At 44.7% G+C, this 24,595-nt stretch carries 22 protein-coding genes, 1 tRNA gene and 1 pseudogene; 4 read left to right on the top strand and 20 right to left on the bottom strand.

Annotation, left to right across the window (positions count from 1 at the left end; all coding sequences use genetic code 11):
* Positions 1 to 65: 65 nt before the first annotated feature.
* Genes BMZ71_RS07005 through BMZ71_RS06995 form a run of 3 tightly spaced genes read right to left on the bottom strand, consistent with a single transcriptional unit; the run spans position 66 to position 1,038 of the window.
* The gene (locus BMZ71_RS07005; RefSeq protein ID WP_086988584.1) at positions 66 to 356 is read right to left on the bottom strand and encodes a helix-turn-helix domain-containing protein; all 291 of its coding nucleotides are present in this window, start codon (positions 354 to 356) and stop codon (positions 66 to 68) included.
* Between the two features lie 4 nt (positions 357 to 360).
* Positions 361 to 801, bottom strand: a complete 441-nt coding sequence (locus BMZ71_RS07000) for a hypothetical protein (protein ID WP_086988583.1) — start codon at positions 799 to 801, stop codon at positions 361 to 363.
* A gap of 36 nt (positions 802 to 837) precedes the next feature.
* Positions 838 to 1,038 (bottom strand): helix-turn-helix transcriptional regulator, encoded by a 201-nt coding sequence (locus tag BMZ71_RS06995; protein WP_086988582.1) that lies wholly within the window; start codon positions 1,036 to 1,038, stop codon positions 838 to 840.
* A 174-nt stretch (positions 1,039 to 1,212) separates the two neighbouring features.
* Here BMZ71_RS06995 and BMZ71_RS06990 point away from each other — a divergent pair, with 174 nt between their 5' ends.
* Positions 1,213 to 1,812, top strand: a complete 600-nt coding sequence (locus BMZ71_RS06990) for a helix-turn-helix domain-containing protein (RefSeq protein WP_086988581.1) — start codon at positions 1,213 to 1,215, stop codon at positions 1,810 to 1,812.
* A gap of 64 nt (positions 1,813 to 1,876) precedes the next feature.
* Positions 1,877 to 3,031, top strand: a complete 1,155-nt coding sequence (locus BMZ71_RS06985) for a tyrosine-type recombinase/integrase (RefSeq protein ID WP_086988580.1) — start codon at positions 1,877 to 1,879, stop codon at positions 3,029 to 3,031.
* A gap of 113 nt (positions 3,032 to 3,144) precedes the next feature.
* On the opposite strand, the gene BMZ71_RS06980 is transcribed toward BMZ71_RS06985, so the two are convergent.
* The 4 genes from BMZ71_RS06980 to BMZ71_RS06965 all read right to left on the bottom strand — a co-directional run bounded on the left by BMZ71_RS06980 (position 3,145) and on the right by BMZ71_RS06965 (position 7,592).
* A tRNA-Ala gene (locus BMZ71_RS06980) sits at positions 3,145 to 3,217 on the bottom strand.
* Between the two features lie 69 nt (positions 3,218 to 3,286).
* Positions 3,287 to 4,069, bottom strand: a complete 783-nt coding sequence (locus tag BMZ71_RS06975; RefSeq protein ID WP_072763709.1) for a Cof-type HAD-IIB family hydrolase — start codon at positions 4,067 to 4,069, stop codon at positions 3,287 to 3,289.
* Positions 4,066 to 5,865: an ABC transporter ATP-binding protein gene (locus BMZ71_RS06970; protein ID WP_086988579.1), complete on the bottom strand. Its 1,800-nt coding sequence runs from the start codon at positions 5,863 to 5,865 to the stop codon at positions 4,066 to 4,068. The genes BMZ71_RS06975 and BMZ71_RS06970 overlap by 4 nt, the downstream gene beginning before the upstream one ends.
* Positions 5,862 to 7,592, bottom strand: coding sequence for an ABC transporter ATP-binding protein (locus tag BMZ71_RS06965; protein WP_086988578.1), 1,731 nt, complete (start codon positions 7,590 to 7,592; stop codon positions 5,862 to 5,864). Before BMZ71_RS06965 ends, BMZ71_RS06970 begins: the two co-directional genes overlap by 4 nt.
* Positions 7,593 to 7,959: 367 nt before the next feature.
* Here BMZ71_RS06965 and BMZ71_RS06960 point away from each other — a divergent pair, with 367 nt between their 5' ends.
* Together BMZ71_RS06960 and rnjA are read left to right on the top strand one after the other, a co-directional pair.
* Positions 7,960 to 8,178, top strand: coding sequence for a DNA-directed RNA polymerase subunit epsilon (locus tag BMZ71_RS06960; protein ID WP_086988577.1), 219 nt, complete (start codon positions 7,960 to 7,962; stop codon positions 8,176 to 8,178).
* Positions 8,175 to 9,851 carry a ribonuclease J1 gene (rnjA, locus tag BMZ71_RS06955; protein ID WP_086988576.1) on the top strand — a complete coding sequence of 559 codons (1,677 nt, stop codon included), beginning with the start codon at positions 8,175 to 8,177 and terminating at the stop codon, positions 9,849 to 9,851. The genes BMZ71_RS06960 and rnjA overlap by 4 nt, the downstream gene beginning before the upstream one ends.
* 415 nt (positions 9,852 to 10,266) lie before the next feature.
* Here the strand turns inward: rnjA and BMZ71_RS06950 are convergent, their stop codons facing one another.
* The 13 genes and pseudogenes from BMZ71_RS06950 to recD2 all read right to left on the bottom strand — a co-directional run bounded on the left by BMZ71_RS06950 (position 10,267) and on the right by recD2 (position 24,485).
* Positions 10,267 to 10,569 (bottom strand): HesB/YadR/YfhF family protein, encoded by a 303-nt coding sequence (locus BMZ71_RS06950; protein WP_068560198.1) that lies wholly within the window; start codon positions 10,567 to 10,569, stop codon positions 10,267 to 10,269.
* A 97-nt stretch (positions 10,570 to 10,666) separates the two neighbouring features.
* A complete protein-coding gene (locus tag BMZ71_RS06945) occupies positions 10,667 to 11,299 on the bottom strand; it encodes a response regulator transcription factor (protein WP_086988575.1) in 633 nt (210 codons plus the stop codon).
* Positions 11,300 to 11,343: 44 nt separating this feature from the next.
* Complete coding sequence (locus tag BMZ71_RS06940) at positions 11,344 to 12,414, bottom strand: sensor histidine kinase (RefSeq protein ID WP_086988574.1); 1,071 nt, start codon at positions 12,412 to 12,414, stop codon at positions 11,344 to 11,346.
* Positions 12,411 to 13,145 carry a cell wall-active antibiotics response protein LiaF gene (gene liaF, locus BMZ71_RS06935; RefSeq protein WP_068560189.1) on the bottom strand — a complete coding sequence of 245 codons (735 nt, stop codon included), beginning with the start codon at positions 13,143 to 13,145 and terminating at the stop codon, positions 12,411 to 12,413. Before liaF ends, BMZ71_RS06940 begins: the two co-directional genes overlap by 4 nt.
* A 237-nt stretch (positions 13,146 to 13,382) precedes the next feature.
* The gene (greA, locus tag BMZ71_RS06930; protein ID WP_068560186.1) at positions 13,383 to 13,862 is read right to left on the bottom strand and encodes a transcription elongation factor GreA; all 480 of its coding nucleotides are present in this window, start codon (positions 13,860 to 13,862) and stop codon (positions 13,383 to 13,385) included.
* 191 nt (positions 13,863 to 14,053) lie between these two features.
* Positions 14,054 to 14,695 (bottom strand): annotated as a pseudogene (gene udk, locus BMZ71_RS06925) (uridine kinase); the annotation flags it as partial.
* A gap of 30 nt (positions 14,696 to 14,725) precedes the next feature.
* On the bottom strand, positions 14,726 to 15,898 hold the full coding sequence (mltG, locus tag BMZ71_RS06920; RefSeq protein ID WP_086988572.1) for an endolytic transglycosylase MltG: 1,173 nt from the start codon (positions 15,896 to 15,898) through the stop codon (positions 14,726 to 14,728).
* A 273-nt stretch (positions 15,899 to 16,171) separates the two neighbouring features.
* A complete protein-coding gene (locus tag BMZ71_RS06915) occupies positions 16,172 to 16,498 on the bottom strand; it encodes a DUF1292 domain-containing protein (RefSeq protein WP_068560177.1) in 327 nt (108 codons plus the stop codon).
* An 84-nt stretch (positions 16,499 to 16,582) separates the two neighbouring features.
* Positions 16,583 to 16,999 carry a Holliday junction resolvase RuvX gene (gene ruvX, locus BMZ71_RS06910; RefSeq protein WP_068560174.1) on the bottom strand — a complete coding sequence of 139 codons (417 nt, stop codon included), beginning with the start codon at positions 16,997 to 16,999 and terminating at the stop codon, positions 16,583 to 16,585.
* Positions 16,996 to 17,265 (bottom strand): IreB family regulatory phosphoprotein, encoded by a 270-nt coding sequence (locus tag BMZ71_RS06905; protein WP_068560171.1) that lies wholly within the window; start codon positions 17,263 to 17,265, stop codon positions 16,996 to 16,998. The genes ruvX and BMZ71_RS06905 overlap by 4 nt, the downstream gene beginning before the upstream one ends.
* Before the next feature lie 427 nt (positions 17,266 to 17,692).
* Positions 17,693 to 20,344: an alanine--tRNA ligase gene (alaS, locus tag BMZ71_RS06900; RefSeq protein ID WP_086988571.1), complete on the bottom strand. Its 2,652-nt coding sequence runs from the start codon at positions 20,342 to 20,344 to the stop codon at positions 17,693 to 17,695.
* Between the two features lie 323 nt (positions 20,345 to 20,667).
* Positions 20,668 to 21,774 (bottom strand): DUF7278 family profilin-like fold-containing protein, encoded by a 1,107-nt coding sequence (locus BMZ71_RS06895; protein WP_068560165.1) that lies wholly within the window; start codon positions 21,772 to 21,774, stop codon positions 20,668 to 20,670.
* Positions 21,775 to 21,986: 212 nt separating this feature from the next.
* Positions 21,987 to 24,485: an SF1B family DNA helicase RecD2 gene (gene recD2, locus BMZ71_RS06890; protein WP_086988570.1), complete on the bottom strand. Its 2,499-nt coding sequence runs from the start codon at positions 24,483 to 24,485 to the stop codon at positions 21,987 to 21,989.
* Positions 24,486 to 24,595: the final 110 nt, after the last annotated feature.

The following is a 24,595-nucleotide window of genomic DNA, read 5'->3' as shown; positions in this document are numbered from 1 at the left end:
ACCTACTCAGAAAAAAACTCAGATTTTGAATTTTTAGTGTGTTTTACCGCTGCCTGCGTACACTATTATTTTTGATGATTCGCTAAAAATTCATCCAGATTCTTCTTGCTAACATATCGCTTCTGCCCTACTACTGAAACCGGAAGACCGCTTCTGAACCAAGCGCTAACGGTGTTCGGAGAAAGATCAAACAGTTCTTGCACTTCCTGAACGGATAACCAATCTTTCAGTTTGATTTCTTGCTTTACCGTCTCCTGGATCACTTCTCTTGCTGCTGCCCGGAGCATTTCCCGAAGATCATCATTAAATGATTCAGGAATAGGAATCTTCAATTCAGCTTTTACTTTTTCCACCATGCTATCATCTCCTTTTATTTTCAATCAGATTGTAGATCGCCAGCCTTACCTGCGTTTCAAGCGGCAGCTGGTCCGGAGCGCTTCGCTCTTCCCAGTTCTCCTCGAGGTATGCCTGCAGCGCTTGTACCTGGTAACCGTCCAACTCTATGGAGTAGCTGTCCTTTATATACCTGGTGTCGCTTAGATCCTGCTTGAGTCGATATGCTACTGCAAACATGGAACCTTTGTTGTTATACAGGACTGCTTCCGGTTCGGCTGCATCGTATTGTGATCGGCTGATATACACTACTCCGCGGCGCCTAGCCTTTAGGAAATCCTCTTCTGCGGTCCGCGATATGCGGTATCCGAGTTCTTCCAAATGATCCAGACTCGAAACCTTGTACCCAACCAAAACGCGCTCTCCGGTGCCTTCATGCGCCAAATAATAATTTTTCAACCTTAACACGCTCACTCCTCCTGTTCGGTTTACGTCGGTTTTCCGTTAAAAAAATATATCATCGATCTTTATACCATTGATTATCTTGTCTAACATATCTCGAATAACGATTTTTTCGCTATCTTTGAAAGCCACTCTGCCTTTTTCCTTATTACGATAACTTTGCACGCTGATTCCCAGTTTCGCCGCTAGTTCTGCTTGGGTCATTCCGGCGATATTGCGGTACCCTTTTACTTTCTCGGCCATTTTACTTTTGCACCCCTTTCAATCACGTCGGATTAAGTCGGTTCCGTAAGTCCATACTAAACTATACAGAAAGAAAAAGCAATACAAATATACAATAATATTTCGGTTTACGTCGGATTCCTCTTCCCTTTCATAATTGATAACTGTATACTAGCTTTATAAAGGAGGTTATTTATGGAGATAAATAAGCTTGCATTAGGCAACCGTATTAAATCAATACGGTTAGAAAAATCTATGAATTTGAAAGAATTCGGGTACTACATCGATAATACTAGTGATTCAATCGTTTCGCGTTGGGAAAAGGGAAAATCCGTACCTAATGCTAAGCGATTAAAATTAATCGCTAATGCAGGGGGTATATCTGTAAACGAACTCCTGTATGGAGATCTAACTAATTATGTATATGCACTTGCGGAAGACTTCAAACAGAATCCACCCGATAAAGAATCCAGGGAATCCCTTGAGAACATGAGCGAAGACCAATATAAAATGCTCATTTCTGTATTAATTGAGCGGGTAAAAAGAAAGCGGCTTTCCTATGAAGATAAGGAAAAAATAGAAGCCGAATTGCAGTTGCTAGCCGTGAAACATTTTTGGGATTTTCCTTCAATCAGCATTCAAGACTACAGCCTTCTTGGAATACTGAATAAAGAATTGACCGAATTGAAAGAAGGCATGCTTCTGCATGAGGACGAAAAGGAAGAGTATGAGCGATGGATCCAACTGATTGAAAAGTTCATTGCTGAGGTAAAAGATTTACAAGAACAAAAATAATATAATGCCCGGCTTCCGGGCGCCTCTTGAAAACCGCTGCCTGCGTTGGAAAGAGGAAAATATCATGGCTAACAAGATTGAGAAGTACAATAAAAAAGATGGAAAGACTTACTACAGAATCAAAGCCTACCTCGGCATGAACCCGGATACAGGCAAAGAAATAAACGTCACACGGCAGGGATTCGCATCGAAGAAAGATGCAGAACTTGCCATATCACGTTTGAAAGTGGAATTCGAGGAGCGCGGCTATCAGAAAGCCACCTCCAACACGTTCCAGGAACTCTATATTCTTTGGTTCGATTCCGTATATAAGAACACGGTCAAAGAAAGCACCTACGTTAAAACGATCGAAATGTTTGAGAATCATATTCTGCCAGCGTTCGGCAGCCGTAAACTGGATAAAATTTCCGTGACGTATTGCCAGGCAACCGTTAATAAGTGGTGTGAGTCGTACACTAAGTACCGTGTAATGCGGAATTATACCGCCAGGGTATTGGATTATGCGGTAACACTCGGACTTCTGAGGGATAACCCTATGAAGAAGATCACGCTGCCGAAGCGGAAGCAAGTTGTAGATGAAGAACAATCGGAGAACTTCTACACCAAAGAGGAACTACTGCATTTTCTTTCGTGTGTAAAATCAGATGGGATAAGTAGATGGTATACCATCTTCCGGCTCTTGGCCTTCTCTGGTATGCGTAAAGGCGAAGCGTTGGCTCTTGAATGGAAGGATATAGACTTCACTAACAAGAAGCTTACCATCAATAAAACGCTCACCAGGGGCGAAAATAACGCGCTTATCATTCAGACACCAAAAACAAGGAGTGGCCTGCGTACCATCTCATTAGATGATAACACCCTATCCATCTTGAAAGATTGGCGCAAAGAGCAGGCGAAGGATTATATCAAGCTTGGCATCAATACCATGAAGCCGTCTCAGCCTATCTTCACCACCTACAGTAACGAATACTTGCAGCATGCCACCATTACCAACCGCATGAATCGGATTATCAAGAATCACGATCTGAAGACTATAACGGTTCACGGCCTGCGGCATACTCATTGCAGCTTATTGTTTGAAGCAGAAGTTTCCATTCAGGAAGTGAAGGAACGTCTCGGCCATTCGGATATTCAAACCACCATGAATATTTACACGCACGTAACCGAAAAAGCCAAAGAAAAAAGCGCCGAAAAATTCGCCGCCTACATTGAAATGTAACGTATTTTTTCCATTCTGAGTGCTTTTCTGAGTGGAAAGCAAAAAAGAGCCCTAGAAACATTTAGGAAATAGCGTCCTATCAACGTTTCTAAGGCTTTTTAATTAATGATGTATGGAGACGATGGGGCTCGAACCCACGACCTCTTGACTGCCAGTCAAGCACTCTCCCAACTGAGCTACGCCCCCAGAATAACAGGGTATCAATCGCGTTCGGCAAAAACGCCTTATGAATGATATGATACCCTATTTTCGCTTCTATATCAAGCCTAATTTTTCAAGTGCGTAGGCAATTCCGCCCGAATTGCAATCTTTTGTGACAAATTTGGCGACTTCCTTGACGGGAGCGACCGCATTTCCCATCGCGACACCATAGCCGACGCTGGAAATGAGTTCATAATCATTGTTTCCGTCCCCGAAAGCAATGGTATCTTCATGCGCAAAACCCAGGTGTTTCGCCATCCACAGAGCAGTTTGTGCTTTGGACCCCGGATTCGGTAACACATCGACGCCGGCGTCGTGCCAACGCACAAAGCGGAATTCCGGAAAAGTGCCGTCTTCATAGATTGCTTTCTCTTCTTCTTTGTAGAACAAAAGTGCTTGATAAAGCGGATTGTTTTGATAGAAAGACACATCGTGGTCAGGGACTTCGAACTCGATGCTGCGCATCGCTTCGTTTGCGTTGTTCTCGATTGATTCATGGCGACGAGCCAGCGCATGCGCTGATTCGTAGACCACCTGATGACCACTCTCATCGGAAACTTGCAGCAATTTTTCGAATGCAGTCAAATCCAATTTATTTTCATACTTTAGTTCATGCTTGAAGTAACCTGCAGCGCCGTTGCAGACGATGTAATTGTCCAATTGGAACGTATCGATGACCTCTCGCGCCAGAAATAGATTTCGCCCTGTCGCTATCGCGATTTCATGCCCGTTCTTTTGTAGTTGGCGCAACGCTTGGACAGTGCTATCAAGTGGCATCTTTTCATCATTCAGCAATGTTCCGTCGATATCAAAGAAAATGAATTTTTTGTTTTTCAAATTTTTTGCTCCTCTTGTTCTGAATCGTTTTTGAATTGGCTCGTATACAAATCGTAGTAAAACCCTTTTCTTTCCAGCAATTCTGCGTGTTTGCCATGTTCGATTATTTCGCCTTGATCCATGACGAGAATCAAATCGGCGTCACGGATGGTGGAAAGTCGATGCGCAATCACAAAACTGGTTCTGCCTTGCATGATGCGTTTCATCGCTTTTTGGATTAAAGCTTCCAGTCTAGTATCTACGGAACTTGTCGCTTCGTCAAGTATTAAGATTTTAGGATCCGCGATGAAGGCGCGGGCGATCGTCAGCAATTGTTTTTGCCCCAAGGAAATATTGGAGGCCTCCTGGTTTATGACCGTATCGTAGCCTGCACCCAAAGTCTGGATGAAGTGATGAACATTGGCTGTGGTCGCCGCGTCCACTACTTCTTCGAAGGTAGCGTCCAGTTTTCCGAAGCGGATATTCCCTGTGATCGTGTCCTTATAAAGCCATGCGTCCTGCAGCACCATGCCGAATTGGGAACGCAAGTCAGCGCGGGTCAGTTCTTTCGTGTCATAACCATCTATTTTGATGGCGCCCGAATCCACCTCATAGAAGCGCATCAGGAGATTGATCATCGTAGTTTTGCCGGCGCCTGTCGGACCGACGATAGCTACTGTTTCCCCGCTTTTTACGTCGATGTTGAAATTTTTGATCAGCGGATCTTCTTTGTCATAGCTGAAGGAGACATTTTCAAAAGTGACATCGCCGCGGATTTCCTTCGGCAAACTCATTTTCACTTCTGCTTGCACCTCTTCTTCTTGGTCAAGGAGATCGAAGACGCGTTGGATGGAAGAAGTAGCCGATTGGATGATGGCCGACAGCTGTGTGATTGTCGAGATCGGTTGGTTCACTTGCCAGACATACTGCACCATAGCCTGCACATTCCCTATCGTCATCACTCCCGCCATCGCTTGCAGAATCCCGAGCACAGCGATGATGATATAGGAAGCATTGGTTACGAGCGCCACAGCAGGTGACAGCAAGCCGGAAATGAAGGCCGCTTTGAAGCCATTCTTTTTCAATGATTCATTGATGGAATGGAAGTCAGCATAAGCATCCTCTTCTTTACCGTAAAGCTTGATGATGGAGAAGCCAGTGAGCGATTCCTGAACAAATCCGTTCAGTTGCCCCAGATATTTCGCCTGTCCGCGGAAATACGGCTGCGACAGCTGCGTGATTTTTTTTGAAAGGGTGCTCGCCAACGGAATCAGCACGACCATGGTAAGAGCCAATTTCCAACTGATCGTGAACATCATGATGAGTGCGAAGGTGATCCCCAAAACAGCATTCAGCACCTGCAGCAAGGATTGTTGCAACGCATTGGCGATGGAGTCGACATCGTTCGTCACTTTGCTCAATACGTCCCCGAATTGGTTACGGTCAAAATAGGCAATCGGTAAACGGTTCAATTTATTGCTCAGATCCTTACGCAGATCATGCATGGCGTCCTGAACAACATCCGTCATGAACAATTGCGAGTAGAGATTGGTACCTTGGTAAAGCAGTGCCCGAACAAAATAGATGAGCAGCACTTTCGACAAATAATCGTAATTGATACCGGCACCTTCCACGCCTTTCAACATATCCGATACATTTCTGCCGATTTCCGTGATGGCAAATCCGATGATGAAAGGTTCCAGTACATTCAGTATCGTCATGGTTATGCTCAAAAGGATGGATCCAAAAAACTTCATTTTATAAAATTTGAGGTAGTCCCATACCCGAAGCAACGTTTTTTTGTCCACTTTTTTCATGCGAGTTCCTCCTTGCTCATTTGAGAGGATGCAATATCATAATAGATTTCACATTTCCGCAACAACTCTTTATGGGTTCCTTGGCCTACGACCTCGCCCTCGTTCATCACAATGATCTTATCTGCGTGCATAATCGTGCTGACGCGTTGAGCCACAATGATTACCGTTGCTTTCCCGGTCTCTTTTTTGAGCCGAGCGCGCAAGATAGCGTCCGTCTTGTAGTCCAAAGCCGAGAAGCTGTCATCGAATATATAAATATCCGGTTTGCGGACGATGGCTCTGGCAATCGATAGACGCTGCTTTTGTCCCCCAGAAAGATTGCTTCCGCCCTCTGCCAAATGCTCATCGAAACGTTTTGGTTTGCGCGCAATGAATTCTTTGGCTTGGGAAATATCGGACGCTTCTTCGATTTCTTTTTTTGAGGCATCCCACTTCCCGTAGCGAAGATTTTCAGATATCGTTCCGGTGAAAAGCAAAGCTTTCTGTGGAATAAAACCGATTTTTTTGCGCAGAGCTTTCAGATTATAGTCGCGCACATCATGCCCATCAATCAGGATACGCCCTTTTGTGACATCATAAAAACGCGGAATTAACTGAATCAATGTTGATTTGCCACTTCCAGTGCTACCGATGAAAGCGATTGTTTGACCTGGTTCCGCCGAAAAGGAAATATCTTTGATCACCGGTGTTCCGGTATTGCCCGGATACGCAAAACTGACTGCTTCAAAAGTCAGATAACCCCGAGTACGGGTTTCCGTTATACCTGCTTCGTTAGGGGAAATACTGCTGGTTGTATCCAACACTTCCTGGATCCTCTTCGCTGAAACTGAGGCGCGTGGATACATCATGAAGACGACAGCAAAATTCAAAAACGAAAACAAGGCATGGAAACTGTATTCGATGAAAGCTGTCATATCACCTAACTGGAGGCTGCCTCCCTCGATTTGCTCGGATCCAAACCACACGATGGCGATGATGATCAAGTTGATCACATGTGAAAATACCGGCTGATTCCAGGCCATCAAACGAAACAGTTTTTTTGAAACTAAGCTGTATGCATTGTTGACTCCCTCAAAACGTTCAGCTTGAAAAGCTTCTTTTACGAAGGCCCTAATGACACGCATGCCGGAAAGCGATTCCCTTAAGTTGCCATTTATGTCATCCAGATTTTGCTGTTGCGCCTCAGATAACGGTTGCGATTTCTTGCCGATCACCAAGATCATCACAAGCAGTGCCGGAAAAGCCGGCAATAGGATAACCGATAGTTCCGGACTCGTGCGCGCTATCATAAAAGCACTCGCGAACATCATAATGAAAGTCATCAAACCCATACGCAACAGCATTTGGGCAAATTGCATCAGAATGAAAGCGTCATTGGTAACCCGCGTCACCAATGACGACACGCCGATGCGATCATATTCTTCATGAGAAAATGTTTGGATGTTTTGGTACATGTCATTCCGCATATCTGCTACCATATTTGTTGTGATTCTTCCGGTTGCATAGGCGACGATGACCCTTCCAACAAAACCGATCAAAACTAAGCCGACCATAAAAACAGTCGTGCGAAGGATGTTCTCCTTGCCTCCGCCAGCCACCGTTTCATTGATCAAACGTGCAAGCATTGTGGGTAAGCCCAGCTCCACAAACACGAATCCAAAAGCTCCCAATACATTCACTAAAAATAATTTGTTATACCTACTGATATAACGCCAAATCAAAGACATTTCGATACACCTACCTTAATAGAAACGATTCTTCAGATTTTTTCAAACAAAAAAAAGCTTCTACTCTTTTTTCTCTAGTCTTGTCAAATCCTTCCTATCTAGTCTAGCCAATTTCGCTATTTTAGTCTACAAAAATATTGATTCCTTTTGATAAAAAAAACGAAAGAGAATTGCCTTACTAATGGAAAGGCTTGCACTTCTGCAAAAATGATTTTGCTAGTCATTTCTATACTAAATGCCTTAATTGTGGTAAACTTAAAGTACCGATTGTATGAAAAAATACAACTATTGACCAAGTTAACAAACTAAGATTGTAATTTTTAAGTACAGTACTATCAAAAACAAAAAGAAAAATGGAGTGAACTATATGATATTTAAAGTAACATACCAACCAGCAAAATTTGATGCACCTACCAGAGAAAACACGGAATCTCTTTACGTGGAGGCATCCGACATCGTAATAGCCAGAAGATTGGTCGAACAAAATACCCCCTACAACATTGAATTCATCCAGCCTTTGGAAGGCAACCATTTAGAATATGAGCAAAAAAATCCTGATTTTAAAATCACGGAGTTCAATGTATGAAACCTAATATAAAAAATAATGAAGTCGGCGTATTTGCCCTCGGGGGTTTAGGGGAAATCGGCAAAAATATGTATGGCATACAATTCCAGGATGAAATCATCATTCTTGATTCCGGGATCATGTTTCCCGAAGATGATCTGCTTGGCATTGATTATGTGATACCCGACTACAGTTATTTGGTGCAAAACCAAACCAAAATCAAAGGCTTGTTCATTTCTCATGGACACGAAGATCACATCGGTGGTGTTCCCTTTCTTTTGAAAGAATTGAATGTCCCAATCTACGCAGGCAAATTGGCACTCGCCATGATCCGCAATAAACTGGATGAGCACGGTTTACTCAGGGATGCGGTCCTGCACGAAATCAATGAAGATTCTGTCATCAAATTCCGTAAAACCAGCATCAGCTTCTTTGGAACAACCCACAGCATACCGGATACCATGGGGATCGTGGTCAAGACTCCTCCAGGCAACATTGTATTCACAGGTGATTTCAAATTCGATTTCACACCTGCGAACGGCAAACCGGCGAATATCCATAAGATGGCAAAAATCGGAGAAGAAGGTGTGCTTTTGCTTCTGAGCGACAGCACAAATGCAGAAACACCTACATTTACTCAATCAGAGCAAATCGTAGGTCAATCCCTTAAAAACATCATTCAAAAAGTTTCAGGAAGAATCATTTTTGCTTCCTTCTCGTCCAATATCTACAGACTGCAACAAGTGACTGAAGTCGCGCTCGAAACCGGTCGGAAAATCGCAATATTCGGACGCAGCATGGAGACGAACTTCCGCACAGCCAGAGAGTTGGGCTTCATCGTGGCTCCGGATGATCTTTTCATCGAAACGCGCGAACTGAACAGTCTTCCAGCGGATAAAGTGCTGATTATGTGTACGGGCTCTCAAGGTGAACCGATGGCTGCTTTGAGCCGAATCGCCAATGGTACACATAGACAGATTTCCATCCAACCCGGCGATACTGTGATTTTCTCAAGTTCACCGATTCCAGGCAACACAACAAGCGTCAACCGCGTCATCAATCTGCTTTTGGAAGCTGGAGCGGCCGTTGTTCACGGAAAAGTAAACAATGTGCACACCTCCGGACATGGTGGCCAACAAGAACAAAAACTGATGCTGACCTTGATGAAACCTAAATATTTCATGCCGGTTCATGGTGAGTATCGTATGTTGAAGATTCATACAGAATTAGCAGAATCAGTCGGCATTCCGGCTGAGAACTGTTTCATATCCGATAATGGCGAAATCCTTGCTTTGACAGCTGATTCCGCAAGACGAGCGGGCAACTTCACTGCTGCCGATGTATACGTTGACGGAAAAGGCATCGGCGACATCGGAAACATCGTGTTGCGCGATCGGCGTGTCCTTTCTGAAGATGGTCTGGTGGTCGTAGTGTTGACTGTCGATTTCCGCAATAAAGATCTGTTGGCAGGACCGGATATCCTGTCCCGAGGATTCATCTATATGCGCGAATCAGGCGATCTGATTCATGAAGCGCAGACCATCGTCCGACAAGAGGTGCTTTCTTTGCTGAAGGGGTCTGATGCAATCTCCGAGAAAAAATTAAAGGATACCGTTACGAATGCCATTCAACCTTATCTGTATGAAAAAACAGAGCGCCGTCCTATGATCGTACCCGTCGTTATGGGTGTCTAAAACTATAGTAGAACTGAATCAAAGACAAAAAGAGGGCCTGGATCAGAAATCCAGTGCCCTCTTTTTAAACATGTAGGAATTTATAAATTTTTTTCAACTCAGAAGTGCATCACCGTAGGTGTTTCACAAGATTGCAACATGTTTCATGCATCTAAAATGATGTCCAGCTTCACGGGTTAGCCCTTCGGAAAAAAGAATAAGGAACCTCTTGTCTCTGCGAGCCAAGACATACTGTTCGACTTGTCATGGTTCTTGCCATCTTTGATGGCTTAGAAACATGATACAACTGACCGGTACGGTCACGTTGATTCCTTTGTTTCGGAAGTCTCTCAGCAATTGCGCTCTTCGATGCTCAGTCGGACAGTTTTCCTAAATTTCTTTCAGGGCTGAACGAACCCGTTCAGCTTTTCTTATTTTACTCTTTATTTTGTGCGATGAAGTTATACTCCGGTTCGCGTTGTTTCTCGTCGAAGCCGACATGCAGATCATAGCCATTAAAAAACCAATCATCGGCATCCTCTACATAATACAAAATACCATTGTATTCAGCCTTTCCGATCGGAGATACTGGCTCATCCACATCAAGCCCCACGGAGAACCCTTCATGTATTTGGCTGCTGCCGTATACTTTACCAAGGAAACGAACCCCTTTTTTGCCTGAAATGCCCATTTCCTGTTCAAACCACTTTTGTGCGCGTTCACTGATTTCTATTTTCATCTAGTCGCTGATCGGATGATCAGCCTGCCCCCTCTCCACTCTCTATCATATTTATCTTATCATAAGGAAGCCTCATTTTATAACACTTTGCTCAGAGTCATTGAATCAGGTGATGCTTGAAAGCGTAAATTGTCGCTTGAGTTCTATCATCCACTTCCAACTTGGTCAAAATATTGGACACATGCGTTTTGACAGTCTTCAGTGTGATGAACAGTTGATCCGCAATATCCTGATTGGAATAGCCTTGCGCGATGAGCAGCAACACTTCCCGTTCTCTGGCGGTAAGCTCTTCATGCAACGGTCGAATATTTCTTTTCGAGAAACGCTCCAGCATTTTATCGGTGACTTCCGGCTCCAGGACAGACTCGCCGTGGTAAGTGGAACGGATTGCGTCGGCAATTTCATGCGCTGAAGAGGTTTTCAGCATGTAACTGGAAGCCCCCGCCTCCAATGCCGGGTAAACCTTTTCGTCATCGATGAAGCTGGTTACGATGATAATTTTTGCTTTGGGCCATTCGTTCAGTATCGCTTTTGTCGAAGCAATGCCATCCATGACTTCCATGACCAGATCCATCAAAATGATGTCCGGGCGTAAATCCAAGGCCATTTCATAGCCAATCAAGCCGTTTTCTGCTTCCCCTACTACTTCAATGTCATCTTGGATGGATAAATAGGCCGAATAACCCAGCCTTACCATCTCGTGATCGTCGATAATCAAAACACGTATCAAACTGAACCCTCCTCAAGAAACTTTTTTCAGAAATTCTGCTTATTCTATTCAGCACTTGCGCTGTTTTTATTCATATTCGTATTGGGGATGCGGATTTCGATCACGGTACCTTTATTGGGGAAACTGATGATCTTAAGGCTCCCCCCCATCCCTTGCACGCGCTCCTTTATGTTCATTAGGCCATAGCTGCCGGATTTTTCAATTGAGGTATCGAATCCTACGCCATCATCATATACACGGAGACTGATTTCCTGAAAGGTTTGTTTCAGATAGACTTCCAGATTACTTGCCTTTGCATGCCTCAGGGTGTTCGAAAGCAACTCCTGCACAATACGGAAAAAATGATCCTCGATGCCGCTCATCGTGTGGACATCATCGATTTCCCATTTGATCGCGATTTGGACTTTCGACTTCAATTCCACCAACAACTGTTCGATCCCTTTTTTCAGGGATTTACCTTCGAGTTTGGTTGGACGAAGATGCAAGAGCAAGGCCCGCATCTCCGACTGGGATTCGTTGATGATGCCTTCGATGAGACGCATCTGTTTCTGTATTTTTTCCGGAAAAGCCTCTGCTCGCTCATTGACTGCGGACAACATCATCATGGCGGCAAAGAGTTGTTGGCTCACGGAATCATGCAGCTCCCTTGCGATACGATGCCTTTCCTGCTCGAGTATTTCTTCTTTCGTTTCATTGCCGACCTGCTGCGGATGTGCGCTCAGTTGCTGGACTTCACGGGACAAGCTGAGCATCTTTTTCCGGAGCATTTCGATCTCATCATGGATTGCATGGCAGTACTGATCCAAAAATAGTGATTTATCCTGTTTTTTGTTGAATACCGCATGCTCATAATTGCCGAGATAAAGCCAATGCAGTTTGTCTTTAATACGGTTTTCTTGATTTTTTAAGTAGAGGTGGGCGATCCAGGTTACAACGATAGCAGCAAACAGCAGCAATACGATGATGTAAAGAAACGCCGGCACATAAAAACGATCCACCTCAATCAGTTCCTGGTAGCTTAAGTAGGGCCTCAGGGCAAATAAAACACCACCCACGATGAAGGCAAAAACGCCGAGTATCGTGCTGAACAGAATCAAAATGGCGCTTCTCCTCATAGGTAGATCACCTCCAGATCGCCCAGCAGACTGTTGGACACTATTTTGATCTTTCTGTTTGCCTCATCATAGCCCTGACTGTACAATTTGACCATTTCATTGGTCAAGTCAATTTCTTCTTCGTTGAATGATAGCTGGCCCTTGATGGTGGAATGATGAACAGACACGCCGATTCCCAACGGTACGATTACCCTGGTCTTTCCGAATCCCTTGCGGATCAGGATGATATTTTCCTCTTTCGGCAGCAGCGTATTCCCTAAATCGATGATTGTATCGCCCATGAATATAGTCAGATTGACATCATCCCATTCATAGACATCCGTCCCGATACTGGTGTTTCCAATCCATTTCTGGCGCTTTCTGGTACCGCTCCGCTGTCCCGGTTCTCTCGTTTTGACAGTACGGAATGCTTTTTCTTCCCAAGGAACGTCCACATACGAATCCAACTTCAACTCAGACCAGATTCCTTTCCCATGGATAACAACGAACAGTATGAGAAGAATCAGCATCAGCCACACCGAGAAAGTGGAAAGTATGCTCATGCCTACCATAAACCAGCCTACCAAGCCAAGAATCTGGCGCCGCTCGCTTTTAGCGGCACCAAATTTGATGAAGATTAGCCCGAACAGAAAAACCAGCAGCAAATCGGTATCCTGCACCAATTGAAACAGGACGGCCAACCCCAATAACCCTTCCATGAGCAAAAATAATTTCAGGGCACTCTTTTTCATCTCAGGCCCTCCTTCCTTTGTTGTATACCATAAACTAGTTTACTTTTTTGCTGAATATTAGCCTGACTACCTGCTTACAATATTATAGATTACCTTGAATAATTTGGCAGTGAGCTAAGGATGGATAGGATCGTACGACTAAAGTCGTACCCACCAATCAAGCATAAACAAACAGAGGATAGGACAGCAAAATCATTCCGAATGATTTTTGTCCTACCCTCTTCTTGATTGCTGCGTCTAAGCTTGCTCCACTCTGACGATCTTCACGTTCATATCGCCGCCTGGTGTACCGATGACAACCTCTTCACCGATATGCTTGCCCAACAAAGCTTTAGCGATCGGAGAATCGTTTGAAATCTTGCCTTCCAGCGGATCTGCTTCTGCACTACCGACAATAATGTACGTTTCTTCATCGCCATCCGGTAATTCCACGAATGTCACTTTGCGTCCAAGCGAAACCATATCAGTGTCGACGTTTTGCACTTCGATGATTTCCGCAAAACGGATCATTTTTTCTAGCGTAGTGATGCGGCCTTCAACAAAAGCTTGCTCGTCTTTTGCGGATTCATATTCCGAATTTTCGGATAGATCCCCATAACTTCTGGCAATCTTGATGCGTTCAACGATTTCTTTTCTTTTATTCACTTTTAAATCTTCAAGTTCAGCTTCTAATTTAGCTTTACCTTCAGCTGTCATCGGATATGCTTTTTCGATCATAAGAAATATGCCCCTTTTAAGTAATGATTCAATTCACAATATACAGAACAGGCAGCATTTCATCCAAAGAGAAATAATCATTTCCTGTAACTCTATATCGTTGATTGGCTGCCTAATTAATAGTGAATATAAAATACCACTTAATTCCAGTAAAAGCAATTATATTTTTAAAATATTACTGTGATTTATTTTTAGTCTGCTTTTTCAGACAAAATTGAAGCAATTTTTGTAGTCATCAGATCAATCGCGACTTGATTTTGCCCACCTTCAGGAATGATGATATCGGCAAATTTTTTGGTTGGTTCGATAAATTGTTGATGCATTGGCTTGACCACTGTCAGATATTGGTGGATGACAGAGTCTAAAGTCCGGCCTCTTGACTCCATGTCGCGCTTGATTCTGCGGATAATACGGATATCATCGTCCGTATCCACATAGACTTTTATATCCATCAGATCGCGCAGTCGCTTATCCTCTAAGATGAGGATTCCCTCAACGATTATGACTTCTTTCGGCTCGCGATGGATTACTTGATCACTTCGCGTGTGTTTGGAGTAATCGTAGACTGGTTGTTCAATGCTCTCGTATTGGATTAATTTTTGAAGATCTTTGATGAACAAATCCGTATCAAAAGCAAACGGATGATCATAGTTTGTTTTTAAACGCTCCTCAAACGGTAGCTCGCTTTGATCTTTATAATAAAAATCCTGTTCCAACAGCAAAATGGAAACTTCGGTGAACTTGTCTAAGATGGCCCTGCTGACACTGGTTTTCCCGCTTCCCGATCCCCCTGTCACCCCAATAACGATAGGTCTTCTCACTGGTGTATACTTCCTCTCTTTTTGAAACGCATTATATTCGGCTTATTCGCTATCTACGTATTGATTTTGCAACTGTAAATGTTCTTCATATGTTTCGGAAAAATAAACAATACCGGTTTCTGTGTCTGCAACAAAATACAGATATTCTGTATCCGCTGGGGACAACGTGGCTTGAATGGACCCTTCGCTCGGACTATTGAATGGACCTGGTCCCATTCCTGTGTTTTTATACAGGTTGTATGGCGAATCTATTTCAAGGTCTTTGAAAGTCACTAGTTCCTTATGCTCATTCAGAGCATAGAGAATACTGATGTCCGACTGTATCGGCATATCGATTTCCAAACGATTAAAGAATACGCCGGCAATATTCGCACGATCTTCCGGAGTGACACCTTCTTTTTCGACAAGAGAGGCAATTGTCAGAATTTCATGAAGCGTATAGCCTGAAGAAGCGATTTGCTCTGCATATGGCCTAATCACATCATCCGTTTTTTGAAGCATCTGCATAATGACTTCGTCCAAACCGCTTCCGTTCAGATAATCATAAGTAGCCGGGTAGAGGTATCCTTCCAAACGATAACGCGTATCAGTGCGTTGCGAGACTTCCGTCAAAATATCAGGGTATCGTGCAGTCGCATTCGCCAAAAAATCCGGATCATTTACTTTCGCCAAGAATTCCTCAGCAGTGAAGTCCGACTTCTCTTCGACTTCCGCTGCGATTTCTTCGATTGTATTACCCTCTCTTACGATTATTTTATGATCGCTCGATTGCGGGACAGGGCTGCCACCTGCTTGAAGCGACGCAATGATGTCATCCAGACTCATAGAAGGCGATAATTCATAAAAGCCTGCCTGGAAATCAGAAACATTTTGCGTCTTGATGTAGTAGTTGAAGATGGTAGCATTTTTTATGACGTTGCCTTCTTCCAACAATTGTGTAATCCCTTTTGTGGATGTCCCTATCGGAATTTCCACTTCTATAACTTCCGTACTTTCTGGCTCCAGTGGCTGAAGTGCATCTGTTATATATTTGTAGCCTGCAAAGCCAACGATGAGCCCTAAAAGGATTCCTATCGTTACGATTGCAAAGACAATTTTCCGCACTAGTGACCGTTCTTTTCTGCGAATTTTCATTTTGTCTACGGCTTCTTTTTCCAACGTAGGACGAATGAGTTTTTGTTGCCCTTGAGGTTCTTGCTGATCATTTTGTGACAAAGATAAGGCCCTCCTTACTTGAGTATATGGCTATTTTATGCACTACTAGCCATTCGACTTCCGTAATTATACACGAAAACCAATCTAAATTGAATCTTTTTCGCTATTTGCATAGACATCCGGAACATCTTGGACAGGTTTCTCATCAGATTTTCAGTTCGTGTCCATTCGGATTCCAAAAATTCAAAAAAGCGATCCCGCAACAAAAAAAGGATCCAGACAATATCATTTGTCCCGATCCTTCCTTGTTTTCCTTACAAGTCACTTACATTATTATTGAAGATCTTCGTCTTCCATAAATGTGTTCAGGACTTCTTCGATCATATCCCATTCTGCATCCGATTCGATTGGTTCCAAATTGCCTTCTCCGCCATCTTCTGTCTCAACATAAGAATAGGCTTGCAACTCGATTTCTTCCCCTTCAGGAGTTCCTGCAGGGTAAACCAGAACATAGGACTTTCCGAAATCTTCTGATTCGAAAGTGAATAAGATTTCGAATAACTCTTCATTTCCGTTCTCATCCACGATAGTGATGTGCTCGTGGTCATGGTCGTGGTCGTGATTATGGTCATGATCGTGATCGTGATTATGGTCAGTCATGGTATGCACCTCTTTATCTAAGTATTGTTTTTTCATTCAAACAAAGGATATTGTAACGCAAAAAGGTCAAAAAAACCACTCTCTTTACTGGCTGTCCAGATAATTCTGCAAAAGAATGACAGCAGCAAGTTTGTCAATTACTTTTTTCCTTTTTTTTCGGGAAACGTTTCCTTCATTGATCAACATTTTTTCTGCTTGGACAGTAGTCAATCTCTCATCAACGTAATCGACGGGTAAGCCTAACTCTTTTTCAAGCAACTTTCCGTAGGCAATGGAAGCTTCCGCCCGAAACCCGATGCTGTTATCCATATTCTTCGGCAAGCCGAGCACAAACTTCTCGACTTCGTACTGCTTAACCAATTCGGCAATACGAGCAAGGCCAAACTCTCCATTAGCTTCATCGATTTTGACGATTTCTATCCCTTGCGCCGTCCATCCCATCGGATCACTGATAGCCACTCCTACCGTTTTGGATCCGACATCCAAGCCCATAAGCCTCATTGGATGACTCTGCCTGTTCCAGAAAGATAGCTTTTTACTAATTCTTCCATTATTTCATCACGTTCGTGACGACGGATCAGGTTTCTGGCATCGTTATGACGCGGGATATAAGCCGGATCTCCAGAAAGCAGATATCCCACAATCTGGTTGATAGGGTTGTATCCTTTTTCTTCCAATGCGTCATAAACAAGGGCTAATGTCTCTTGTACATTCTTTTTAAGATTGTCATCAAAATTGAACAACATCGTTTCATCTTTCGAACTCATAGCGACACCCCAGTTTTCTTTAGTATATTTACCATTTTACAAGAAATCACAAAAAACTACAACAAAGAAATGCCGTTGTCATTCCTCAGATCGGCTTCATGACCTTTCTGCTCCCCCTCCTGTCAGTATATTCCGCATTTTGTTGCAGACAGATTGTGTAAGAAAAGCTGAACGGGTTCGTTCAGCCCTGAAAGAAATTTAGGAAATCTGTCCGACTGAGCATCGAAGAGCGCAATAGGACAGATTTATCTAATTTCCGAAGGGCTAACCCGTGAAGCTGGACATCAGTTTAGATGCATGAAACATGTTGCAAACTTGTGAAACACCTACGGTGATGCACTTCTCAGTTGAAAAAAATTATAAATTCCTATATGTCCAAAAAGGGGGCAGCATCCATATGTGGATGCCGCCCCCTAGGAAAGGATGCTTATTTGGTATTGTCAGCGATCCAGACTGCAACGTGTTTCAGCGCATCCGGGATGCCTGCTGGGTTATTGCCGCCTGCTTGTGCCATATCCGGGCGTCCGCCGCCTTTGCCTCCAGCAAACGGAGCGAGCGTCTTGATCAGATCGCCGGCTTTCAGGCCTTGTTCCAACTTGCCTTTGGAAACTGCAGCCAGCATATTGACTTTGCCGTCTGTAGCTGAAGCTGCCACGAAAAGATCAGAGACAGCCTTTTGACGCCATTGGTCAGCCAATTGACGCAAGGCATTCATATCTTGATTCTTTGTTTCATAGGTAATGTACGTGACACCGTTGACGGTCTCCACGTTCTCAAAGAGGTCTTTGGCTTCGGCATTCATGATTTTGGCTTTCAAAGACTCATTTTCGCCTTGCATTTCCTTCATTTCCTGCTTAAGCTGATTGATTTTACCGGCCACTTCTTTTGTTTGTTGAGCCTTCAGAAGGTGCGCCGCTTCGCTCAACTCAGCTTCTTTTGTACGGAAATACTGATAAGCTGCCTGTCCGGTCACTGCTTCGATACGTCGAACGCCCGCACCGATTCCGGATTCGGACAAAATCTTGAAGACGCCGATATCCTGTGAATTTTGAACATGGACTCCTCCGCAAAGTTCGACTGAATAGCCTCCGACATCGACTACTCGGACTTCTTTACCGTATTTCTCGCCGAACAAAGCCATGGCACCCATTTCTTTTGCCTTATCGATGGTTGTTTCGACAGTAACGACTGGCAGACTCTCCCAAATTTTTTCATTCACGATTTCTTCCATCCGCACCAACTCTTCTGCAGTTACTTGGCCGAAATGCGTAAAGTCAAAACGAAGTTGGTTCGGATTCACCAACGATCCAGCTTGGTTGGCATGATTGCCCAAAACATCCTTCAGAGCTTGGTGCAACAAATGCGTCGCTGTATGATTTTTCGTGATGTTTCTTCTGCGGGCTTCATCCACGTGCAGGACATAGGTTTCGTTCGAATGGATTTCCGTCAGGACACGCGCGATGTGCATCGTTTGCCCATTTGGAGCGCGTTTGACATCTTCGATTTCTGCGATCACTTCACCCGTTTCGGTTTCGATCGTTCCTTTATCCGCAACTTGACCACCCATTTCTGCATAGAAAGGCGTTTCACGGAAAATGATCTGAACGCGATCGTCTGCAGCTGCTTTTTCGACGATTTCGTCATCCACAACCATCACTGAAAGCTCGGACGAAATTTTTGTTTGTGCATATCCGGAAAACGTGCTTGGAACCAACACTTCAGCCCATACCGGAGATTGCACAGAGAAGGAGTCTTCCACTTGTCTTGCTGCACGGGCGCGGTTCCGTTGCTCCTGCATCTCTTGGTTAAATCCTTCTGTATCAACTGTGAAGCCTTTTTCTTCAGCATATTCGCTCGTCAGTTCCAACGGGAAGCCGTATGTGTCATACAGTTTGAAGGCGTTCTTGCCATTTACGGCTGTTTCGCCCTTTTCGTTCATCTCTTCAAAGACGCTGTTCAGGATGTCCATCCCTTCGTGGATCGTTTCCTGGAAACGTTGCTCTTCATTTGTGATGACTTTGATGATGAAATCCTGGTCCGCTTTTACTTCTGGATAATAGGATTCCATAACATCTGCCACAACCGGAACCAATTCGTTCAGGAACAATTTTTCGATGCCCAATTTTTGCCCATGCATGACCGAGCGGCGGATCAAACGACGCAAAATGTAGCCACGGCCTTCATTGGACGGCAAGGCACGGTCCCCGATCGCAAAACTGACGGCGCGGACATGATCGGCGATGACTTTGAAAGAGATATCCAATGTTTTGTTTTCGCCGTACTTCTTGCCGTCGCTCAACGTCTCGATTTTTTTTATGATTGGCATGAACAGATCCGTTTCAAAGTTGGTTGGTGTGTTTTGGACTACGCTCGTGACGCGCTCCAGACCCATCCCCGTATCGACGTTCTTGTGCGGTAACGGCTCATAGGTGCCGTCCGGTTTGTGGTTGAATTCAGAGAACACAAGGTTCCAGATTTCAAGGTAGCGTTCATTTTCTCCGCCCGGATACATTTCAGGATCCCCGTCAGGCAAATCCTGGAAGGATGGTCCGCGGTCGTAGAAAATTTCCGTATCCGGTCCGCATGGTCCTGCCCCGATATCCCAAAAATTGTCCGCGATCGGAACGATATGATCTTCCGGCAAACCGACTTTTTCCTGCCAAATGCGTTTCGTATCTGTGTCTTCAGGATAGTAAGTGACATAAAGCAGTTCTGGATCGAACGCCAACCATTTTTCGTCAGTCAGGAATTCCCAAGCCCAAGGGATTGCTTCTTCTTTGAAGTAGTCCCCGATCGAGAAATTCCCCAACATTTCAAATAAAGTATGGTGTCTTGCGGTCACCCCGACATTTTCGATGTCGTTTGTACGGATGCTCTTTTGGGCATTGGTGATGCGCGGATTTTCAGGAATCAATGTGCCATCAAAATACTTTTTCAATGTCGCTACTCCTGAGTTGATCCATAATAGCGTAGGGTCGTTGACCGGTATCAGCGAAGCACTCGGTTCCACTTTCGACCCTTTTGTTGCCCAAAAATCAAGATACATTTGACGGATGTCACTGCTTGTCAGATTTTTCATTGTTACCTTCCTTTTCTCTTCATTATTTTTTTTGAGTGAACAAAAATAAAAAACATCCCACTGCATACAAGGACGAATCACGCGGTACCACCTTGTTTGCAATGAAATGTTTTGATCATTCACTACCTCTCGGATCCGTTAACGCTGGAAGCGATAGTATTTCTACTATAATTCACGCAAAGGGAGCATAAACGGATGCGTTTCCTTTCACCAAGCGGAAACTCTCTTTTGTTATCCATTTGTATATCCTCTGCTTCAATCAAAAACTAGTATAACCAAAATTACAGCCGCATGCAAGCTGTTCTTCAGAAAAGCGGAACAGGTTACATTTCTATGCGGATGGAACGTCTTGCACAGTAATATCCGGGTGCCAAAGGCTCTTGCTGCTTCTCGTTTAAAGCATCCGCATGGTTTTCATAATAAGTAGCATACGGCAGGAGTTTCTCCAATATATTCTCGGCTTGGATGGATATCCAACCACCCTTTACCAACAACCCGTCTTCGACAAGTTCCGGGCCCCAACCCATGTTCGCAATTTCCAGACCAAACATGTTCTTTTTGTAGAGATGACTGTCTTCCGGTTCAAACAGGTTGCGATGCAACTGATTGCCCCAACGGAAAAGCCTGCGGGTCGATGCCCCGCAGCAATATTCCCACTCATTGCTGGATAAAAGTCCCATGCCATCCTTCTCCAATTGCTTGCGTATCTCTGCATAGGTAGTCTGGCAAGGCGCGAAAACTGTGTATGAATCTAAATCTTCGTTCTGTCTCAGGAAGAAGGAGTCATTTTGAACCAGATGCGCCGGAAAATCCGCAAATACCGAAGATCCAGTTGCGCTCGGCATCAAAGCTTGATGAATGTCCTTTTCGTGTATACTGAACCAATCGCTCTGGCCTTCAAATTTCCCATTTATGACTGCATAATCCCCGACTTTCGTCATGCCCACATAATTCGGACTGACTTCCACCAATAAAGGCGGAATTTCTGTTGTCCGGAGTTGAGACATTTGACTGTTGACCAAATCTTCCAATTCTTCCAAATTATGAATTGGTCCGATTTTCTTCTTCATCCAATGATCGTCATGCAGAAACTCAGCGCCTTGAACCGAAAGCTTAAGACAATTTTCGATGGCAAGGTACATCTCTTTCCTGTCGGAGCTGATATCCAACGGGTCCAGGCCATTGATTCCGCTGTCCCATCCGAGGACTGCCTCCTTGTGCCCAGGCACAAAAACAAACGCCGCTCCGTTGATGTCCACTGTAAATGTCTCGGTCTTGATTCCGCCCATTTGATAATACACCGGCTGGATATTCGCGACAGGCAACAGGGGGTTCACAAAATAACGGACGACACTGCTGGCCAAAACAAGCTTGTGCTCCATCGGAATGTTCTTCCAGTTCGGATTCATCAATTGATCAAATAGTTCCATTATACCACTCTCTTCTTGTAGCTGTATTGGAAAACCAGTAACATGCTTTACTGTCAGTATAGCAGAATATTGATCCGGCGAGTAGCTTATTTCTTTTGCTGAGCCTACCGAATTTTGATGCGACTTTGATCGGAGCATTCTGCGCTGATTGATTTTCTGACAGCTGAAAAGTCCGCAGACAAATTATTCATTGTCTGAGGACTTTTCCCGGATTATTTTTCACTCATGAAAGTTTCCGGCCTTACATCTCCCATGCCGATCATCGGATCGATGCTCCCGTTGGAGATCTGTTCGATCGTCAATTGGTAGACGGGTAATATATTTGGGGACGCATTCTTTTCTGGCTTTTGGGTTGCGGGTTCTACAGTTGTTTCGGTGATCGTTTCAGCAACTTCAATCCCGGTACCGAGCGCCTTCGCTTCCTTGTCCTTTGCAGACTCTTCCGCAGTGAAGACCTTGTCATTGTTCAGGTTGCGCTCCAGTTTTTCATGCAGCATCGTTTTCCGGATATCGCCAGTGCTTACGACTGCCGTTTCGAAAGCTTCATAATCCCCGCACAAAATCAATTTGCTTTTGCTCCTGGTGATGGCTGTGTAAAGCAGATTGCGGCGCAGCATCCGCCCGTACTGTTTCACCATCGGCAGAATGACCATCGTAAATTCGCTGCCCTGCGATTTATGGATGGAACAACAGTAAGCCAAAACAAACTTATTCCAATTGTTTCGATTGTAAGTGACTTCCACGGTATCGAACAGGATCGTGATCTGGTCGACCTTCTCTTCCGTTTCCTTGGCGAATTGGATGGCAGTGATTTCACCCATATCCCCATTAAAGACATTATTTTCCGGTTGGTTCACCAACTGAAGCACCTTGTCGCCTACCCGATAGACGACATCAAAAAAAGCGACTTCCCGTCTTTTCTTGTTCCCTTTTGGATTGAAGATCTCCTGCATCATCGTATTGATGGCATCAATGCCGGCAGCTCCTTTGTACATCGGCGCCAGAATCTGGATATCCTTTGCAGTGAACCCTTTTGACTTCGCCTTTTCGACGACTTGCCGGATCACCGGCTCGATCTGATGCGTTTGGCAAGGCAGAAACGAGCGGTCCGCTTGATTGTTGCGGAAATCGCGCGGGAGAATGCCGTTCTTGATTTCGTGCGCCAACGGGATGATCGATGAATCGCCGGATTGCCTGAATATCTCATTCAGCTCGACCTGCGGTAACGCTTTGCAGTTCAGAAGATCGAACAACACCTGGCCTGGACCGACTGAAGGCAATTGATCCTTATCCCCCACAAACAGCACTTGCATACCAGGCGGAACGGATTTCAAGAGTCGATGCATCAGCCACGTATCCACCATCGAAACTTCGTCGATGATCAACAGCTTGCCTTCCAACTCTTGCGTATAAAGTTCTTCGGATTCCTTTTCCTGGCCCGTCAAACCCAGCAAGCGATGGATCGTGCTGCCGGGCAGACCTGTCGTCTCCTGCATCCTTTTTGCGGCACGGCCGGTCGGAGCGGCAAGCAAAATCGGGAAAAGTCCGTCTTTGTAATCCTTAGGGTCTTCCGGCAGATCGTTCAATTCGGAGAACATGCGCACGATCCCTTTGAGAACGGTCGTTTTACCAGTACCGGGTCCACCTGTCAGGATGAAGAACGGTGAAAGCAAAGCTGCTTTTATCGCTTCGATTTGGGAGGCCCCATAGCGGATCTGCAGATTGGATTGCAGATTCTCGATTTCCAGATCCAAATTCACTCCCGGATAAGCAATTTTTGTTTTCCGTTTCAGCAGTCTGTCGATCGATGATGCGATGCCTTCTTCGGCGAAATAAAGGGACGGGATGGCAAAGCGGCTATGATCCTCGACCACTTTCATGTCCATGACCATTTCCATCAACGCTTCGATTACTGGTGCATCTTCGATAATGAAGCGCCGGCTTTGTTCAAGCAAGTGGATTGTTCGCTCAAGCAAGACGGTCCCATCGACATAGGTATCTCCGTTTGACAGGCAAAGTTCCTGCAGCGTCGCTATCAGGCCACCTTTCAGACGGCTGCTGTGATCCGGAGCGAAGTTCAACTCCTCCGCCAGCTGATCGGCTTTCTTGAAGCCGATGCCTTCGATATCCTCGAGCAGTCGGTAAGGATTTTCATTTAGGACAGTCAGCGTTTCAGTGCGGTAGAAATGAAAGATATTCGCTGCCTGATTATTGGAGAAGCCATAGTTACCCAATGCGATCAGGATCTTCTCGGTTCCTTGCGTCTGCATCAGTACATCGCGCATCATTTCCCTTTTTTTGGGCGTCATGCCGCTGATGCTTTTCAGCGCTTCCGGGTCATCAAGGATGACGTCGACCGCTTCCTCGCCAAAAGTCTCGACGATTTTTTCAGCTGTCCGTTTACCGATGCCTGGGAAACGTTCCCCTGACAAGAATGCAATCAAGCCGTTCTTGGAGGTGGGTTTTTCCTGCTGATAGGAAGTGGCTTGGAATTGGACACCGTATCTTGGGTGCTCCACGACCTCACCGAAAAAGCGGTAAGCTGTATCTTCGGTTATCTGCCCGAAGCTTCCCGTCACAACAATTTCATCCTGCTTTTGCGGGAGATTCGATTCGTTGACTGAAATCAGCATGACTTTGTAGAAATTACTCGCGTTTTCAAAGAAAATCGCTTTGATTTCTCCGACGATATAGCCTTGTTCTGTATCCATCCGGATGATCCCCTCCCTTTTTTGACTATTCAGATTTGTTATAAGATTCCTTAAGAACGATACCACAATTCGCGGCCAAATTAAAGAGAGGCCGGAGAAAAAACCGGCCT

Source organism: Trichococcus flocculiformis (assembly GCF_900113645.1).
Classification (GTDB): domain Bacteria; phylum Bacillota; class Bacilli; order Lactobacillales; family Aerococcaceae; genus Trichococcus; species Trichococcus flocculiformis.
The sequence above is the reverse complement of the archived record's forward strand: the minus strand, read 5'-3'. Positions and strand labels throughout refer to the sequence as shown.

Coding starts and splice junctions, on each gene's coding strand:
- BMZ71_RS07005 (WP_086988584.1), bottom strand. CDS start 356: ATGGTGGAAAAAGTAAAAGCTGAATTGAAGATTCCTATTCCTGAATCA.
- BMZ71_RS06995 (WP_086988582.1), bottom strand. CDS start 1,038: ATGGCCGAGAAAGTAAAAGGGTACCGCAATATCGCCGGAATGACCCAA.
- BMZ71_RS06990 (WP_086988581.1), top strand. CDS start 1,213: ATGGAGATAAATAAGCTTGCATTAGGCAACCGTATTAAATCAATACGG.
- BMZ71_RS06985 (WP_086988580.1), top strand. CDS start 1,877: ATGGCTAACAAGATTGAGAAGTACAATAAAAAAGATGGAAAGACTTAC.
- BMZ71_RS06970 (WP_086988579.1), bottom strand. CDS start 5,865: ATGAAAAAAGTGGACAAAAAAACGTTGCTTCGGGTATGGGACTACCTC.
- BMZ71_RS06965 (WP_086988578.1), bottom strand. CDS start 7,592: ATGTCTTTGATTTGGCGTTATATCAGTAGGTATAACAAATTATTTTTA.
- BMZ71_RS06960 (WP_086988577.1), top strand. CDS start 7,960: ATGATATTTAAAGTAACATACCAACCAGCAAAATTTGATGCACCTACC.
- rnjA (WP_086988576.1), top strand. CDS start 8,175: ATGAAACCTAATATAAAAAATAATGAAGTCGGCGTATTTGCCCTCGGG.
- BMZ71_RS06950 (WP_068560198.1), bottom strand. CDS start 10,569: ATGAAAATAGAAATCAGTGAACGCGCACAAAAGTGGTTTGAACAGGAA.
- BMZ71_RS06940 (WP_086988574.1), bottom strand. CDS start 12,414: ATGAGGAGAAGCGCCATTTTGATTCTGTTCAGCACGATACTCGGCGTT.
- liaF (WP_068560189.1), bottom strand. CDS start 13,145: ATGAAAAAGAGTGCCCTGAAATTATTTTTGCTCATGGAAGGGTTATTG.
- greA (WP_068560186.1), bottom strand. CDS start 13,862: ATGATCGAAAAAGCATATCCGATGACAGCTGAAGGTAAAGCTAAATTA.
- BMZ71_RS06915 (WP_068560177.1), bottom strand. CDS start 16,498: ATGACTGACCATAATCACGATCACGATCATGACCATAATCACGACCAC.
- ruvX (WP_068560174.1), bottom strand. CDS start 16,999: ATGAGGCTTATGGGCTTGGATGTCGGATCCAAAACGGTAGGAGTGGCT.
- BMZ71_RS06905 (WP_068560171.1), bottom strand. CDS start 17,265: ATGAGTTCGAAAGATGAAACGATGTTGTTCAATTTTGATGACAATCTT.
- alaS (WP_086988571.1), bottom strand. CDS start 20,344: ATGAAAAATCTGACAAGCAGTGACATCCGTCAAATGTATCTTGATTTT.
- BMZ71_RS06895 (WP_068560165.1), bottom strand. CDS start 21,774: ATGGAACTATTTGATCAATTGATGAATCCGAACTGGAAGAACATTCCG.
- recD2 (WP_086988570.1), bottom strand. CDS start 24,485: ATGGATACAGAACAAGGCTATATCGTCGGAGAAATCAAAGCGATTTTC.